The 15,726-nt window shown below is 59.8% G+C and carries 7 protein-coding genes and 2 pseudogenes; 6 read left to right on the forward strand and 3 right to left on the reverse strand.

Annotation, left to right across the window (positions count from 1 at the left end):
- Positions 1-1,009: 1,009 nt before the first annotated feature.
- From ABC969_RS07515 to ABC969_RS07525, 3 genes and pseudogenes are all read left to right on the forward strand, one after another.
- Positions 1,010-1,473, forward strand: a pseudogene (locus ABC969_RS07515) (IS5 family transposase); the annotation flags it as partial.
- A gap of 235 nt (positions 1,474-1,708) precedes the next feature.
- Positions 1,709-2,554: a PEPxxWA-CTERM sorting domain-containing protein gene (locus ABC969_RS07520; RefSeq protein ID WP_345864064.1), complete on the forward strand. Its 846-nt coding sequence runs from the start codon at positions 1,709-1,711 to the stop codon at positions 2,552-2,554.
- Between the two features lie 427 nt (positions 2,555-2,981).
- Positions 2,982-6,926: a hypothetical protein gene (locus tag ABC969_RS07525; RefSeq protein WP_345864065.1), complete on the forward strand. Its 3,945-nt coding sequence runs from the start codon at positions 2,982-2,984 to the stop codon at positions 6,924-6,926.
- 596 nt (positions 6,927-7,522) lie between these two features.
- On the opposite strand, the pseudogene ABC969_RS07530 reads toward ABC969_RS07525, so the two are convergent.
- Positions 7,523-8,154, reverse strand: a pseudogene (locus ABC969_RS07530) (tyrosine-type recombinase/integrase).
- 531 nt (positions 8,155-8,685) lie between these two features.
- On the opposite strand from ABC969_RS07530, the gene ABC969_RS07535 reads away from it, so the two are divergent.
- Both ABC969_RS07535 and ABC969_RS07540 read left to right on the forward strand, forming a co-directional pair.
- A complete protein-coding gene (locus ABC969_RS07535; RefSeq protein ID WP_345864066.1) occupies positions 8,686-10,794 on the forward strand; it encodes a caspase family protein in 2,109 nt (702 codons plus the stop codon).
- Positions 10,795-10,985: 191 nt separating this feature from the next.
- Complete coding sequence (locus ABC969_RS07540; RefSeq protein WP_345864067.1) at positions 10,986-11,333, forward strand: effector-associated constant component EACC1; 348 nt, start codon at positions 10,986-10,988, stop codon at positions 11,331-11,333.
- Between the two features lie 665 nt (positions 11,334-11,998).
- Here ABC969_RS07540 and ABC969_RS07545 read toward each other — a convergent pair.
- Complete coding sequence (locus ABC969_RS07545; RefSeq protein ID WP_345864068.1) at positions 11,999-12,382, reverse strand: response regulator; 384 nt, start codon at positions 12,380-12,382, stop codon at positions 11,999-12,001.
- A gap of 1,049 nt (positions 12,383-13,431) precedes the next feature.
- On the reverse strand, positions 13,432-14,568 hold the full coding sequence (locus tag ABC969_RS07550; RefSeq protein WP_345864069.1) for a diguanylate cyclase domain-containing protein: 1,137 nt from the start codon (positions 14,566-14,568) through the stop codon (positions 13,432-13,434).
- A 480-nt stretch (positions 14,569-15,048) separates the two neighbouring features.
- Between ABC969_RS07550 and ABC969_RS07555 the strand changes: the two genes are divergently transcribed.
- Complete coding sequence (locus ABC969_RS07555) at positions 15,049-15,684, forward strand: SOS response-associated peptidase family protein (RefSeq protein WP_345864303.1); 636 nt, start codon at positions 15,049-15,051, stop codon at positions 15,682-15,684.
- Positions 15,685-15,726: the final 42 nt, after the last annotated feature.

Raw genomic sequence — 15,726 nt, forward strand, 5'->3', positions numbered from 1 at the left:
CCGCCAGTTATTACATTGCTGGCCTTCCATCGTCCTAAGGCAAAAGCGATAAATTTGGGTCGCTGCGCGGGGCGCCCGACCGGTTGCAAAAGCCTTCAAGGGCTGCATCGCAAGGTTGGGATAGGCATTGGTAAGTTCTTCGCATCAAGGAGATTTTGCTGTGGCTAAGATTAAGGCTATTTTGCTGGGACTTGCGTTTTCGCCGCTAGTTCTTGGCAGCCCTGCAAGCGCGAAGCAGGTTGATCTTGGTAAGCACACTCCGGGCGACATCAAAGCGACCTGCGGAAAAGAGGGAGGTGACTATATTCGGGGCGGTGGCGCTTGGAGCTGCTTTAAGAAGTGCACGGGGGGCACTTGTTCGGTGACTTGTGACAAGGACGGCTGCACGGGCACTACACCAGATCGTAGAGCGCCGACCGTTCGGGGGCGGCGGGCGGTTTCGAATGTGCTGGATGGTAAAATTTTAAGATAAGGCCGTCTGACGCTGGGACCGGCAATTGTCCGCGTTACTAGGCGGGCCCCGTCACAGCGCCCGAGTGCCGGATCGCGCTTGCGCGGGGGAGAAGGGCATAGCCCTCACGGCTGCCAAAGAGCGCCGCTCCGATCCACGTCAGCACGGTGCACGAGCCTGAGCGTCGGTTTAACCAGCAGCCTCGCTGCCGCAGGGCCTTGCCCTCGGTGCGTCCGCCGCACTTGAACGCTTTCCTTCCACTTATGCGAGCCGTCGACATCTCGTCACATGACCATGCAAATAGCCGGTCTCAGAGTCGTTAGAGACTGCGTCAAATCGTACGCTCCGCAGCTCCATCGCGATTTTTGAATGACCAGATTTTGCAGCTCGAGTTTGTACTGTGAAAGGGTGCCACCCATTATTTTTTCAAAGTCACATCATTCGTTTGGACTGTCTGACATTTTCCTCGCAGAAATTTTTGCGCTTTCGCGTGCTTTAATTTCAGCGGTGGGAGTAACTCAAATCAACTTCTACTTATCTCAGTCACTTCACGCAAATCACGTAAAAGCACACCGAACTGCTTCCAGCTTGCGGGTAAAAAAGGGGACTTCGGGCGGCTGATTGGTCGCATCAAAAGCGGCATGCATGCGAAGCTCCGCGCCGTCACCGATGCCCGCTCCGCTTTTTTATGACCGCTGGCCAGGTCAGCGATTACACCGGCTCTGCAGCGCTATTGGACGATCCGCCCAAGGCACAGTGGAAGCTCGCCGACCGCGGCTACGCCTCAGACTGGCACAGGGACGCCTTTCAGGCAAAGGGCATAACGCCCTGCATTCCGGGCCGAAAATCACGCGATGTACTCATCAAATACGATAAGCGCCGCTACCGAAGCCGCAGTCGCTTGGAGATCACGTTCGGCCGTCTGAAGGAACTGGCGCCGGGTCGCCACCCGCTACGATCGCTGCTCGACCGTCTACTTTTTCGCTATCGCGCTCGCCGCTACCGTCATCTTCTGGCTCTGATCAACGAATCCTAGCCCTAGTCGGCGTCGGTATGTACTCTAAAAACTCACATTTCTTAAATACCTGTATGTATCTATATAGTAATCTGTATCTTAATGTGGTTCATTCCCGACACCTATCCAAAGCAGAAGGCAGTTGTTCGGCGCTTTTTGTCGTGCTCGGCTTCGCCGAGCGACTTGACGCCGAGAATCAATTGCGCGAGAACGGTATTCGTTGATCGTTCAGGAGGAATGCCATGAGTATTCTCCTCATTGCTTCACGCCTGTCCGTCATCGCGTTCGCCACCTTAGCGAGCAGCGCGGCCCAAGCGGCCTACTGGAACTTGTTCAATCGTGAGGGCGAGAACGTCGCCACAGCAGTTTATGCTACATATAACACATTCGACGACATGCTCATCGATGCCAATCGGACAGGGACTTATTATCCCGACACCCCAGGTTTTGGCAGCAACGTCGTCGGAACCGGTTCCAACGGAGACATTTACTGGAGCCTGTTCAACCGCGAAGAGGAGTCCGTCGCGACATCAGTCTACGTCACATATGCGACTCTGGGCGACATGTTGGTCGATAACAATCGAACAGGAAACTATTATCCCGATGCGCCGGGCTTCGGCGCCAATGTCGTCGGCGGCGGTACCGACGGCAAAATCTATTGGAACTTGTTTAATCGCGAGGGTGAGAACGCTGCGACTGCGGTCTATGTCACCTATAATAGTTTGGCTGACATGCTCGTCGACACCAATCGAACAGGGAATTATTATCCCGACACGCCCGGTTTTGGCAGTAACGTTGTTGGAACTGGCTCCAACGGAGATATTTATTGGAGCCTGTTCAACCGCGAGGGCGAGGGTGTCGCGACCGCCGTGTATGTGACCTATAGCAACCTGGCCGACATGCTCGTCGACACGAACCGTATCGGAAACTACTACCCCGACACGCCTGGCTTTGGGAACAACGTCGTTGACGGCGGCTCGGACGTCAGCTCGGTGCCCGAGCCCGCGGCTTGGACGATGTTGATAACTGGCTTCGGTCTGACCGGAGCTTTGCGGCGCCGGGAGCGTCGCAAACTTGCATTTCGGTGAGTGAGGCATCGGGGAGGAGGAGTCAGTCTATCACCTAGTGTAGCCGCTTGAAATCCTAGCGGGCGTACTTGCAACTGGCGGGCGTTACTTGCAAACCGCCGCAGGGTCAGTGATGACCGTTCTTGAAGGGACGAGTCTGGACACCTGGCAAACGGCCCGAGCCGAAATGGCCGCCCCGTTGTCAGCCTCCGCGAGCATTGACGGCTGGGAAGCGCCCACCGAATAGGTGCTGGTTGCGGGCGCGCGATGAGCACCGCCAACAACGATTTTATCCGCGAGAAACTACACTATTCTACGCCAGGTTGCAGGGATCGAAGGGCGGATCATAGAATTCAACCAGGACAAGGCCTTGGAAGCGGCTTGGAAGTGTTTAAACTTCTTTACTCATGCTATAGTTCCGCCAGCTTGATTCGCCGGGGGATATCGAATGCCTTCGCTTGCGCCGCTGCCGCCGACTCATCTGGTGATCTTTGTAATTGACCCTGAGAACGGAAATCCGGTCCAGCGGCTGCCGCTTTACGCCGAGGTCGCGGTGCCGCGCATCGTGTCACCTCGTTCGCCCGCCGGAGAGCGGCTGCGCGAACCGATTCGAGCGGCGCTCGACGCCGTCGATCCGACCGCGACGGGCGCTGTGCGCGCGCGGGTCGAAGCTGCGGCGCTCGCCGCATTGGGGCAGGCGTTGAACGACGACAGCCTGGAATCCCTGCTCGATCTCGAAAAGACCCGCTCCCTGTTCGAGCGCGTCTTCAAGGAGGTGCTGCGCGACGCCAATGCCGCGCGCATGGCGGACATACCGGCGGGCAAGTTGCCTGCCCTCATGCTGGCGGCGGTGCGCGATCTCTCGCCGGGCTTTGAGCTCGGGCTGATCGACTTACAGGAGGAGACGGGCGCGATCTGGGCGGAGCCGCTAGGCGTGCTCACCACCGACCATGTCGGCTATGCCTCGTTCGACCTCACCCGGCTGCGGCCGGAGGTGCAGTTGCTGCTCGCCGAGGCGATAGCGGCACAGCGCGACGACCCGGAGGCGGTGCTGAAGCTGGCCATCTGGGTCTATCCTTATGGCCATGACGGCCGGCACGAGGTGCTGGCCCAGGCGCGCTTCGCCTTCGATGCGATCGTCGCACGGCTGACGATGGTGTGGCACACCCTGCCGCCCTCGCTCATCAACATGGGGCCGCGCGCGCTCCAGAATCCGGGACTCACCGATTGGCGGCTCTCGCCCGCCTCGTTCGCGGCCAGCCCGAAGAGCTTAGTCGGCGAGGATGGCTGCGAGGAGCTGATGCCGGCGAATCTGGCGCTCCAGCAGTTCGTGCTGCGCCAAGTCGTGCGGCTAACTGACACGCCCGAAGGATTCGACCTGCCGGCCGGGGCCGGGTTTAAGGCGGCCTATGTCGATGACTACAAAGTTTCCTGGTATTCGCTCGGCCACTCGCTGGGCGAGATCCTTTACAGCCTGCCGCTGGCGCCGGGGGAGACGGTGCGGCTGGCGGTGATCGATTGGTCGTGGGACAGCGACACCAAGCGCGATGAGACGACGGCGCTGACCGAGGACATTCTCCATCAGACGCATCGCGACCGCACCATCTCCGAAACGGTCAAGGCTGGACTGAGCGAGTTGCAGAAAGGCTCGTCCTTCATGGGCGGCGCAGCGGGGTCCTCGGGGGCGAGTGGCGGCGCGGGCACCGGCGGGCTCGGGATCGGCGCAGCTGTAGGGAACAGCTGGAGTCTCGGCGGGTCGACAGCGACCAGCATGGGTAGCCGCGATCTCGCCGCCGAGAACGTTCAGCGGGTCAATGATAGTTTCGCCCAGGCAAGCTCGGCCCAGCGAGAACTCAACTCGACCGTCGTCATCCAGGCTCGGCAGGAAGAGAAGCAGAGCATCCAGACGCGCACGTTCTCCAACTATAATCACAGTCACACACTGACGGTGCTTTATTACGAGGTGCTGCGGCACTTCCGGGTGACGGTGGAATGGGTTCGGCGGCGGCCGTCGGTGTTGGCACGGCTTCCCGCACGGCTGGCGGCGCTGGATGAAGCTGCCCTAGTCAAGCACCGTCATCTGCTTGAACCGGCACTGCTCGACACTTCGCTCGCCCCTGGCTTCGTCGCCATAGAGAAGCGCGAAGAGATCGCTCATCATCAGGCGCTTCACGGCATCGGCCCCGCGATTGACCCGGTCGACCCGTGGTGGGAGGGCACGGTCGAGCTGGAACTGTTCGAAATTGGCATCTGGACCAACGACAACACTATCAACAACATCACTATCTATATCATCACCGCTGACGATCACGCCCGCAGCAAGCGGCACGAACTCCATTATGTCTACAAGGGCTCCAGTGCTGCCGGCCCCAATTATGCTGCGCACAACGTCAACAGCGGTGAACGGATGGAGACGGACCAAGAGCAGTTTACATTCCTAAAGCTTGCCGGTCAGGCAGAGGGCGGGCCATCAGTCCGCATTCCCTGGTCACAGGTGATCGGATTCCAGTTCGAGAAATGGGGCGGGACCGAGTGGCGGATCGACGCTCTGTCGATCAAGGCATGGGACCGCTTCGGCTTCCAAGTCGACTTCACGCCCGGCAAGGTGGATGTGAATCTGTTCTTCCTGGGCCGAGAGCCAGGTTCACAGGCCTTCTCTGGAATCAAGCGGCCGGGGCCACCGCCGCCGCCAAACCTGCCCGCGCTATCGCCAGACAAGAGCCTCAGTTCCGGCGAACTATATCAGATCAAGCGGCTAAAGGAGCATGTCGCCGTCCATATCGACCATTACGCATCGGTGATCCAGCTCGGCACGGACGTGAACGCGATCGCGCGCCAGTTTGAAACCGTCCCATGGGCGCCGTCATCGATGGACGACCATGTCGAGCCGACGCCATTGGAGGTGTTCGGCAGCTATGTCGCCTATCCGCTGGTGAAGACGATGTCGGGGGTGGACGACACGCTGGTTGTCGACATCGCCGCTGCGCTCAACGGCACCGATCCCGCGCAGCGTCAGCGAGCAGTCGATCAGCTCGCCGCGATGAGCGATGCGGACCGCACCTCGGTGCTGGAGCGGCTGCCGCTGGCGTCGGCCAAATCGGAACGGCTTATCACCCTGCCGACCCGTGGGGTTTTCGCGGAGGGCAAGCTCGGCCACTGCAGCGTCTCGGAGGAGATCGACAATACCCGATTCTGGAAGTGGGACGAGCATCCGATTCCGATCCTGGCGCCCGAGATCGCGCCGGTGACCCCGATGACGCCCGAGCCACAGGCGGTTACGGTGACGCCGACCGCGTTCCCGCAATCACTGGTCAACATCGTCAACCCGACGCCGGCTCCCGACCCCGGCGGCCTCGCCGCGGCGATCAGCGCGATCACCACCGCCAACGCCTTCCGTGACATGTCCGGTCAGGCTCAGGTCGCGGATCTGCTTAAGACCTTGTCGAACAACAGCGTGAAGATCGCCGAGGTAGCGGTGGAAGCCCAGAAGGCAGCGACGGGCGGTGGCGGCTCGCACACGCCTCCCACAGGCGGCGGCGGAACCACCCCGCCGACGGGCGGCGGCGGGGTGGTTCCGCCTGCGCAGCCCAAGCCCACGCCGACTCCACAGGCACAGCCCGAGCGCACCAACGAGCAAAGGGAGAAGGAGAAGATCGACAACGGCGTCCAGAAACTGGAGGCGGCCAAGGAACACCTTCCGCCCAAGGAGCAGGCCAAGGTCCGCCAGCAGGTGGTCGAGCAGGATTGGGGCCACGGGAAGAAGTGGACGGTCGTGCTCAGCTCGGGATGGGAGGGGGCCGGCATTACCAGGAAGCCGATGAAGGCGACCTATGTCGGCGAGATCTTCATCGCCGGGAAGCCGTCCAAGCTGCTAAACCCGACGCCGTACGCGACCAACCAGTTCGTCCAGTGGGAGGATATCGTCCTTCCCGGCGAACCGGTCGGCATATCGATGATCGCTAACGAGATCGAGCCGTTCACCGACAGCTTCACCGTCAACATCCCCGGGCTGACGATCGAAGGCTTCGCGCTGAAGGAGAAGTCCTATGCGCTGCCGCTGCGGTCGGTGGCGAACAACTTCCCGCTCGACCTGCATGCCAATATCGACGACCTGAAGATCCCGCCGGGATCGAGCGCCATCCGGCTGCGCGGCATCGCCGAAGTGGCGATGAAATCGATCGAGGTCACGCTCCAGTTCAACGAAAGCGGCGAGTTGACCGGCGAACTGGGCCGCGAGTTGAGCGCTTCGGCTGAACTAGAGAAGCTGCTGACCTTGGGTATGTCAATTACCATGAAGGGCGGCGTGAAGGTCGCCGCAGGCGCTCAGCAGGGCATCAAGGGGAATTTTGATATCCTCTATCTGGTCGGCTGGAAGGTCAGTCAGATTACTTAGCCTGGTTTCTCCGCTTACCTGTACGATACCGGCAGGATATTTGCTCCACACCACTCTCGAACAGATCATTTCCTATCGCCTCGAAATGAGAGGACGGGAGCATTGTTCCGTCACTGATTCTGAGGCCGCCTTTGGCATCTCTGCCCAAAGATGCTGTTCCGCTCGCGGCCAGTCTCTGCCGTGGGCGAAGAACGAATGGACAAAACCGCCTGTACCCGACTGGACGGCCAGCTCTACATCGATCGTGGCGCTACAGCGCAGACATAGTGCCCATCTTCGCGGGTGAAGGCCCGCGATATCAGATTGCGTGAACAAACTGCAGGTTTCAGTTAATGCAATCGAACCGTCGAATGTCGTCTGTGTACGCCATGACTGACCAAAGCTTCAGCGCACCTGAACGTCAAGTTTTCCGCTTTCCCTGCGGGAAAGCTGACAGTCAGCAGTCGGCCCAGTTCTGCCATTCTGCGATACCGATGGAACTGGCGTTGAACGTCAGCTCATGACGACAGCCGCCGTTCGACATACGGACATTCAACGGCAGAAAAGTCTCAAGCGCTGTGAAATCGGCCCCTCGCCGGAGGCGAGGAGCCGTCGCGTCAGATTTCGGTGTTCTCGGCAAGGGCAAGCGCGTCCTCCACGTCGATGCCGAGATAGCGCACTGTGTTCTCGATCTTGCTATGACCGAGGAGCATCTGGACGGCGCGCAGGTTGCCGGTAGCCCGGTAGATGATCGAAGCCTTCGTTCGGCGAAGCGAGGCGTGCCATACTCGCTTCGCATCAGTCCGACGCCCGTCACCCATTCATCGACAAGGCGCGCATACTGGCGGATGCTGAGATGGCCATTATGATCGACCCGGCTGGGAAAGACATATTCATCCACCGAGCCGCCTCGCCTTTCAAGCCAAGCCAGCAAGCTGGCCCGCGCGTCTGGGAGCGGCTCGAACTGAACCGGCCGACCGGTTTTCTGTTGCATCACGATCGCACGCGTTCGGATCTGCCCGCCGCTGACAAGGTCGCGGATCTTCATCTGCACCAGATCGCAGCCCCGGAGTTTGCTGTCGATCGCCAGGGCGAACCGCGCCCGATCTCGCAAGCGGCGGAACTGATTGAGGTAAAATCGGATCTCCCATATTTGCTTCGGTTTCAGCGCGCGCTTCGCGCCGACGGTTCGTCCGGCATTCTAGACTGGGCGCTTTGTCGCGGTGGGTTCGGTTTCAGGCATCTCCATGATCATTCTCCGATAGCCAGATTGGCCGTTCGAAGAACGCTTTTGGCGCTTGATAAGCAGGCATGGCCCGAGGCACCTGCCGACCACAGGCAAACGATCACCGGTTCCACCGTGCAGCCGCTTCTGTCAGAAGCGGCCGTTTGCTTCCCTTGAAGCCGTCTCTCCGCAGGATGTCTCAACTATAGTCGATCGGGGCAATGTGTGGCCGACGTTGTCGATAACAGTCTTTGGTCAGGATCTGTAGGCATTTGCTGCGACATAGTGGGGTTTCTGTCCGATCTCGGTATCAAGCCTTCGGAACCTGAGGTGCTGGCTGTAAGAGACTGTTTCAAAACGCGAATGGGTCCGTTCGCAGATGCTCTGCCAAATCAAACATGTCTGTGTTAGCTTACCTTGTTCAAGTATCTCGAGGCAGTTTCGGGAGATATTGTGATAAACGACGAGTTTGAGCCTGAAGGCAGTCTTGCTATCACGCCGGGAACGTTCGATGCACCCGTTGCCGCGTCTCCGGCGCGGGTTCAGGTGTAGCAGATGGTACGCAAGGCCCTCATCATTGCGAACGGAACGTTCGACGACCCGACTATCCCGTCGTTGAAATCGCCGGTTACTGACGGGCAGAGGCTGAAGCGCCTGTTGGAGCGCGACGACATCGGACCTTATGAGGTGGAGTTGCATACGGATGGCAACTGCCAACCCTTGCGTGGACGTATTCAAAGCTTCTTCGACGACGCGGCGCCCGACGATCTAGTCCTCCTCTATGTCACCGGCCATGGCTTCAAGGATCGGTCGGGGAAACTCTATTTCACGACACGGGATTCCGAAAAGCGCGTGTTGGGCGCGACCGCGATTGAAGCGCGCTTCTTCGTCGAACGAATGCAGGAATGTGCAGCACGCACGCAGATCTGGTTTTTGGACACCTGCTATGCGGGCGCCTTTGCCAGAGGCGTGGCGTTCAAGGGAGCAAGTTCCGTAACTAGGGATGATTTTGCCGGGGCATCGCCGGAAGAAGACGATACAGGGAGACCAGGCAGGGTTGTTATCACCGCCTCCACCGCCATCGAAATGGCGGCCGAAAAGGAGGCGGGCGAAGAGCGCACGGTTCAGTCGCTTTTTACGCGGCATCTGATCGAAGGGATCGAGACCGGCACGCCGGACCGTGAAAATTTGGGCGTCATCACGCTGGATTCCCTGTTCCGGCATGTGCGATCGAAGGTCCAGGCGGAGACAAGCCGGGCGCAGTCGCCGGAGCGCTGGATCTTCGGCGGCGACGGAAATGTCGCGCTTACGCGTAATCCGGTACGGCGCGCAGAGATTCCCCCGGCGGTGCAAAAACTCATGCGGTCGACAAGCCCCAACAAGCGGTCTGATGCCGTGCGCGCACTCCTCGAACTGGCAAACGGAAAGGACCAGCAACTTGGTGCTCTCGCTGTCGCGGGGCTGCACACGCTGTCGAATGACCGCGACACGGTGGTCGAGGCCGTGGCGAAGCTGGCATTAGGGAAGCTGGGCGGTGCGCGGGTGCAGGTGCAAGCGCCACCGCCGGTAAGCCTCTCTCCACCGGAAGCCGTGGTGGAACCGGTGGCGGAGTCTGTGGAAAGCGCAGAGCCTGAGACTGCTGAAGAGGTCCCTGCACCTGAGGAAGCGACGCAAGGTCAAGTCGTTGCAACGGAAGTCCCGCAAGCGGAAACGGAGGCAGAGCCAGAAAAGCGCGAACAGTCCCCGATAGAAAAATGCGATCCGGTTGAAAAACCGATGGCGGCCAATCCCGGTTTGGAAAGTCCCGAGCCGGTGCAGGTTGCGCAAGCGACGGACGAGCCTCGCTTCGAGCAATCGCGGTTCTTGGCGTCGGGCAGTTTTTCTGATCAGTTTATCAGATACAGGGGCATGATCGGACTTAAGACAGCATTCGCATTGCTGGCCGGTGTTGTTTTGGTGGTAACGATTGGGGTCATGAGTGACGGCCCGAGCACGCAGGAGTCGACCGATTCAGGGTATTCCGACGCAGTCTCGCCAGCCGCGACGCCCGCTGCCCCCGATCCAGCCGCGCTTGCTGCCGAGGCGGACAAGTTTCGGGACGGGATCGACAGGCAGCAGGATGACGTGCAGGCGGTGAAGCTCTATCGCGAGGCCGCCGATCTTGGGGACGCTGGCGCGCAGAATAGTCTCGGCTTCATGTACCGATTCGGCCTTGGCGTGGCGAAGGATGAGGCGCGAGCCGTGGCATGGTTTCGCAAGGCCGCAGATCAGGGGAATGCTGCCGGGCAAGGCAATCTCGGCAACATGTACCGATTAGGCCTCGGCGTGGCGCAGGATGATGCGCAGGCAGTGGATTGGTATCGCAAGGCCGCCGATCAGGGGGATGTAACCGGGCAGAATAATCTCGGCTTCATGTACTCAGAAGGACGCGGCGTGTCGAAGGATGATGCGCAGGCGGTACCGTGGTATCGCAAGGCCGCCGAACAGGGGAATTCAACCGGACAAAGCAATCTCGCCGAAATGTATGAGTATGGCCGCGGCGTTGCGAAGGATAAAGCGAAGGCGCGTCAACTCTACAATCTAGCTATAGACAATCCGAGTGCCACTGCAGAAGAAAAGGGCTATGCGAGGCACGGTCTCGCCAGACTTGACGGAAATAAGTGACGAAACCTGATTCTGCGGGAAGTGGAAGAACCTGATGGCGTTGGCGTTTTTGAAATTCGCTATCGGGTGTTGCCAGAAAATCGCAAAGATTTGGGAGGATCCCCGTTGCTGTTCACTTTCCTCCATGCGCTCCTCGACAGCGCGTCAAAAGCCGCATCCGTTTAGGAAACTCCCAGCCAAGGGTCTATAAAATGACAGATTCGGAATTGGAATTGGCTTTGGTCGGTCAGGGTGTTGACGAGGCTGCGCTATTAAATCTTTTGGACGAGATCGATGCCGTGCGCGGCGCGCGTGCCGAGAGGCTGGCGGGTGGGCCTGCACCTGAAGGCTCAAAGGCGCTCGGGTTGGAGACGATGGCACTGCTGGTGAAGGCGGGGGTCGATGTGTTTCCAAAGCTGGTCGGAAGCCTGGCTGAATGGCTGACCCGGCAGCCGCCAGGAACAAAGCTGCGCATCAAGCGCGGTGATGACGAATTCGAATTGGAAGGCAGCATGCCGACAGCAGAAATCCTGGCGCTCCTCACGGCAAGCCGTACCTAGGACTCTGACTGTCCGTTCTGCTTTCATAGACGTTGTCACTTAAATTCGCGCGCGAATGTCCGCTCCTGACGTAAGCTGACGTCCAGCGACCCCGTCGGAAATGGCAACTTTGTCCCACGATCCGCCTTTCGCTTCCGGCGGAAGTCGACCAACTTAGGACATTCAGCGTCGTTAATGTGAGCGTCGGCTTTTTCTGAAACCCGCCATTCGCTTCGTGCAAATCGGCTGGTCGGCTTTGCGCTCCAGTCTTGGACGTTCGCCACTCGCCTCGCGCCCCCTGAAAGCGGGCGTTGGAATGGTGATCTCATTGGGGGACCCTCAACTATTCACGAGGCAAAGCCGAAGGGGGCGTCGGCAGCACGGCCGTGACTTATCGCGCCGCGCAGCGACGCCGCAGCTCCTGGAAGCGACTGTCCTTTCCCATAGGTGAGGCCGCGAGGGGATCGAGCACTGCCCCGATCCGATAGGGTCAGTGGCCAGCATCTTCCGGAAGCACAAGCTCAGGCTTGGCTTTAAAACCCTGCTCTTTCCACGCACGAGCATACAGCCGGCGCGCGCGGCTACCGCACAGCTCAGTGAGCTTGCCCGATGGAAAGAAGTGCACCAGCCCGATGGCGAGCACGACGCAGCCTGGCTTACCGGGTGCGGGCGAGATAACGAGAATCTCAGCATATCAGGCCGCCCAACAACGCCCGTTTGGCAAGGACGGCGCCGATGCTATCGAACAGGTCCTGCATCGAAACCGGTTTCGCGATCAGATCGTCTGCACCGGCGCGTAGGCAATCGGACCTTAAATGCAGCCCGTCATCTCCGCTGATGACGACGATCGCCATGGTCGACAGCTCGTCTCGTCGACGTCGAACTTTTTGGATGACGTCGAAGCCGTCCATGCCGGGCATCCGGAGATCAACGAGCAGGACGTCGTGTCGCTTCTGATCCAACATCCGCAATCCTTCCGGGCCGTTCGATGCCTCATCGATCTGCAAGCCCGCGACCGCGAGCATGTCACGGACGACCTGACGATTCATCTCGTTGTCCTCGATCAGCAATATCTTCGGGGACGTCACGCCTGGATGACCACAGATCGAGGCCGGCGGCCTGCAATACGGCCGCATGTCGGCGTTCGATCAAGGCTGTACGCCCCGTTGATTTCAGAAGTCATGTCGATCCGCTCCCCCTTACCTTATAGGCGCTTATGACCCTCAGTGCATGACACCCAGCGACCGTCATCACGGCGACGGTCGGCTTGAGTCGACTGGCTTGCCGAGTGTGAGGATGTAGTAACGTCGCGATTGAAGCGATGGGCGACCACTATGGGTGGGTGTTCAATGCCGTCGCCTCCGTCGCCCGAGCACTTACAGAACGGCGCACGTGAAAGCCGTTCATGTGGGCGCAACCAGCCAGTAGTCCGCCCACCGCGCGGCCCGCGCCAGCCGCAGCGTCGCTTCTGTGTTGTAAGGGTACAGCCGGTCAGACGCCGTGATAATGTCGCACCATTTCACTGCCAGGCGCGATGATACAGCCCGGCTGGAGGTCGATGCCGGTTGCCCGGCTTCCGGCGCGTCGTCGAGGCGGTTGTGAAGGATGCGCCACGCCGCGAGGCAGGCGATACGGAAAAAGTCGAGGACGATTTCCTGTCAAACACCAGCATGTAAGCTGTGCGACGCAGTTATTGCGCTGTCTCGAGACGCTCGGGGCGGGGGTAGACCAGTTCGGGGAGCTAAAGTCCAAAATCCGCACGGAGCCCATTACGCCGGTCGGTCGGACACGCTCATACCGCTACGATGGCGGTCCATAACCCGCGCGCCGCCCCGCCGTCGAACCCGCGACCTTACTCGGCAATCACTCGGTGATCTGGACCGCGCCCTTGCCACCCGGCTCTCAATCGCCTGCTCATGGTTGAGTCTACACCGTTTGAGAGACCGTGCCAGAAGGCCCTCGCTTCGGCGTCAGCCTGATCACGGGCGGGCGTGATCTGCGGTTCGCGTAGGCGGCGCCGCTCGACTTGAGGAGGGGGTTCGACCAAGTGATCGACGTGTTGCGATCATAGATCATGCCATCGTCAGAGGGCCAAATAACGCCTCCTTTTCCAGCCGGCTTACCGATCAGGCGTGTCATGTCGCCCTGTTGTCACCGATAGTGCACAGGCAACGCCACCGCCGCATTGTTTCGCTCGATAGAGTGCAGCATCCGCCGAGGCGACGAGATCATCAAGTTCGTCCTTATCAGATGCCGCTGTTACGAAGCCTAGACTGACGCCGATATTGATGTGCCGCCTGTCGATTTCGTACGGTGCCGTGATACATGCTACCAATGTGCGGGCGAAGGACTCCGCGTCACTCTCGGAATGAACCGCGGACTGAATAATGACAAATTCATCCCCACCGATCCGCGCGACAGTATCTTGCGATTGGAGTGCTGCGCGGACGCGAGCACTGACCTGTGCAAGGAGTGCGTCGCCTGTGGCATGCCCGTATTGATCATTTATCGCCTTGAATCCATTGAGATCAATGCAATGGATAGCAATATCGCGCCCGTTTTGGCGCACGCGGTTACCGAACGCCTCTTTCAGGCCAAGTCTATTTGGTAGCCGGGTGAGCGGATCAACCCGCGCGAGAGCTGCCATTTCCTGGCGGGTCAAGATCTGCTGTATAGTAGCCTGGTACAGGTGCCGAATACTTTGCAATGCCGCAAGCATAAAGCATATAAGACTGGCGGCAAGAATTTGGTATGTGCTGTCATCCTTCAACGCCGCACTTGCTGCGATGGGGAGGGTGCTCATCAAGAGGCATGCCGCCGCTAACAATGGTCGTATCGACGTGTGGGCAACCAAGCCAGAGCAATACCCGAACAGCAAGCCTGTAGCCAGCATCTGAAGCAGCACAGCGTGACTGTCGAATGTTCGAGCGCCCAAACTCCCGAGAGAAAGGGCCAAGCCTACACTCAGCAGCGCAAACGCCCGACCCCAGTGATCCTGATCCTGTTTCAGCTCCGTGCGCCCGGTCGCCCGGTGCTTGAACGCTGCGATCAGTCCTAGTTTCACCACCGAGCAGGCCAAGCCTGCGGTCAGCGCGAGCCATGCAACTTCGTCATGAAGCGTGGTGGTAATCTTGAGGCCAAGAACCAATAAGATCGCGGTCATGACCGCGTTGGGCAAGGCCGTATCGAATAGTGCATTTCTCATCTCTGCCCTTGCTTGACCGACGGGAGAGATGTTGGGGGAACGATTCGGCATTGCTGCCGACTAGAGCAACGGAACGAATATGGTGTTAACTTATCCGAGATCGGTTTTGTTTTGACTCTGGCGTTCAGACGGCATGGTGTTGGAGGGGGTCACGCAGGACGCATCATTGACAAGGACTGGCGGCGCCGCTTCCTGACGCCGCGGGCCGTTGCGCTATGGAGTCGCACTCGCACTCGCCCTCGAACGCCGGGAGATCGTATGCCACATTATGCTTTGCTGCCTCGATCTGCAGCACGGTGAGGGAGGAGGCCATCGTTTTCAAAGGCCGCGTTGGATTGCTGACACATCTCGGCGTAAAGCCGCTCGATGATGCCGTAGCGACGCGCGAGCGGGAGTCATGACCAGCACCGGCGAAAAGCGATATTGCCAGCAAGAGCGTACGCTGACTTTCGCGCGACACGCTGTCAAAAGGCGGCTTATGGTGCAGTCGATGCTGGCTTTAGCCGTCACGGTCGCGGGATGCTGCCCGTAATGTGCAACCGCGCGCGCATGCTCGGCGAGCCCGAGACAATCATCGAGCACTTCAAGGCGGGCTGGATCACCGGCAAGCCGATGGACAGTCGGTTCGATCCCGTCGAACTGCGGCCGAAAGGGCGCGCTTATGTGATCCGGCAACACGAGGGAGCGCGGGGGCTCGACGTCATGGCCTGGGACGTCCTGGGCGGTGCGGCGCCATGGCCGATGACCAATGTCCGCAACCTGGCGCTATCGCAGTGGAAGGCATTGGCGTCGAACCCTGAGCGACGATGTCTCGTGCCGCTGACTGAGTTTTGCGAATGGACCCCGGAAACGCACGACCTGGGCGACGGCAAGAAGCCGCTCAAGGGCGAGATGTGGTTCCAAGTGACTGACCAGCCGATCTTCGCGGTTGGCGGTTTTTGGCAGCATACGAAGGAAGGCGCCGGCTTCACGATGGTGACGTGCGATCCCAACGAGCTGGTCGCGCAGATCCACCCCAAGGCGATGATCACCATCCTGCATCCTGACGACCACGAGCGCTGGCTGACGGGCAGCTATGATGACGTCGTGGCGCTCCAGCGGCCCTATCCCGCCGATGAGATGACGGTGCAGGGTCCGGTGTTCCCGACGCGGCAAGCACTGGCGTGACCTAATGCAAGCCCGCCTCCACACCCCTAGGAACAGCAGGAC

Source organism: Sphingomonas qilianensis (assembly GCF_039614825.1).
GTDB classification, from domain to species: Bacteria; Pseudomonadota; Alphaproteobacteria; order Sphingomonadales; family Sphingomonadaceae; genus Sphingomonas; species Sphingomonas qilianensis.

What these genes read in the sequence shown, in the direction of transcription:
- ABC969_RS07550 (WP_345864069.1), bottom strand. Translation starts at nt 14,568, where the DNA reads ATGCCGAATCGTTCCCCCAACATCTCTCCCGTCGGTCAAGCAAGGGCA.
- ABC969_RS07535 (WP_345864066.1), top strand. Translation starts at nt 8,686, where the DNA reads ATGGTACGCAAGGCCCTCATCATTGCGAACGGAACGTTCGACGACCCG.
- ABC969_RS07525 (WP_345864065.1), top strand. Translation starts at nt 2,982, where the DNA reads ATGCCTTCGCTTGCGCCGCTGCCGCCGACTCATCTGGTGATCTTTGTA.
- ABC969_RS07540 (WP_345864067.1), top strand. Translation starts at nt 10,986, where the DNA reads ATGACAGATTCGGAATTGGAATTGGCTTTGGTCGGTCAGGGTGTTGAC.
- ABC969_RS07520 (WP_345864064.1), top strand. Translation starts at nt 1,709, where the DNA reads ATGAGTATTCTCCTCATTGCTTCACGCCTGTCCGTCATCGCGTTCGCC.
- ABC969_RS07555 (WP_345864303.1), top strand. Translation starts at nt 15,049, where the DNA reads ATGTGCAACCGCGCGCGCATGCTCGGCGAGCCCGAGACAATCATCGAG.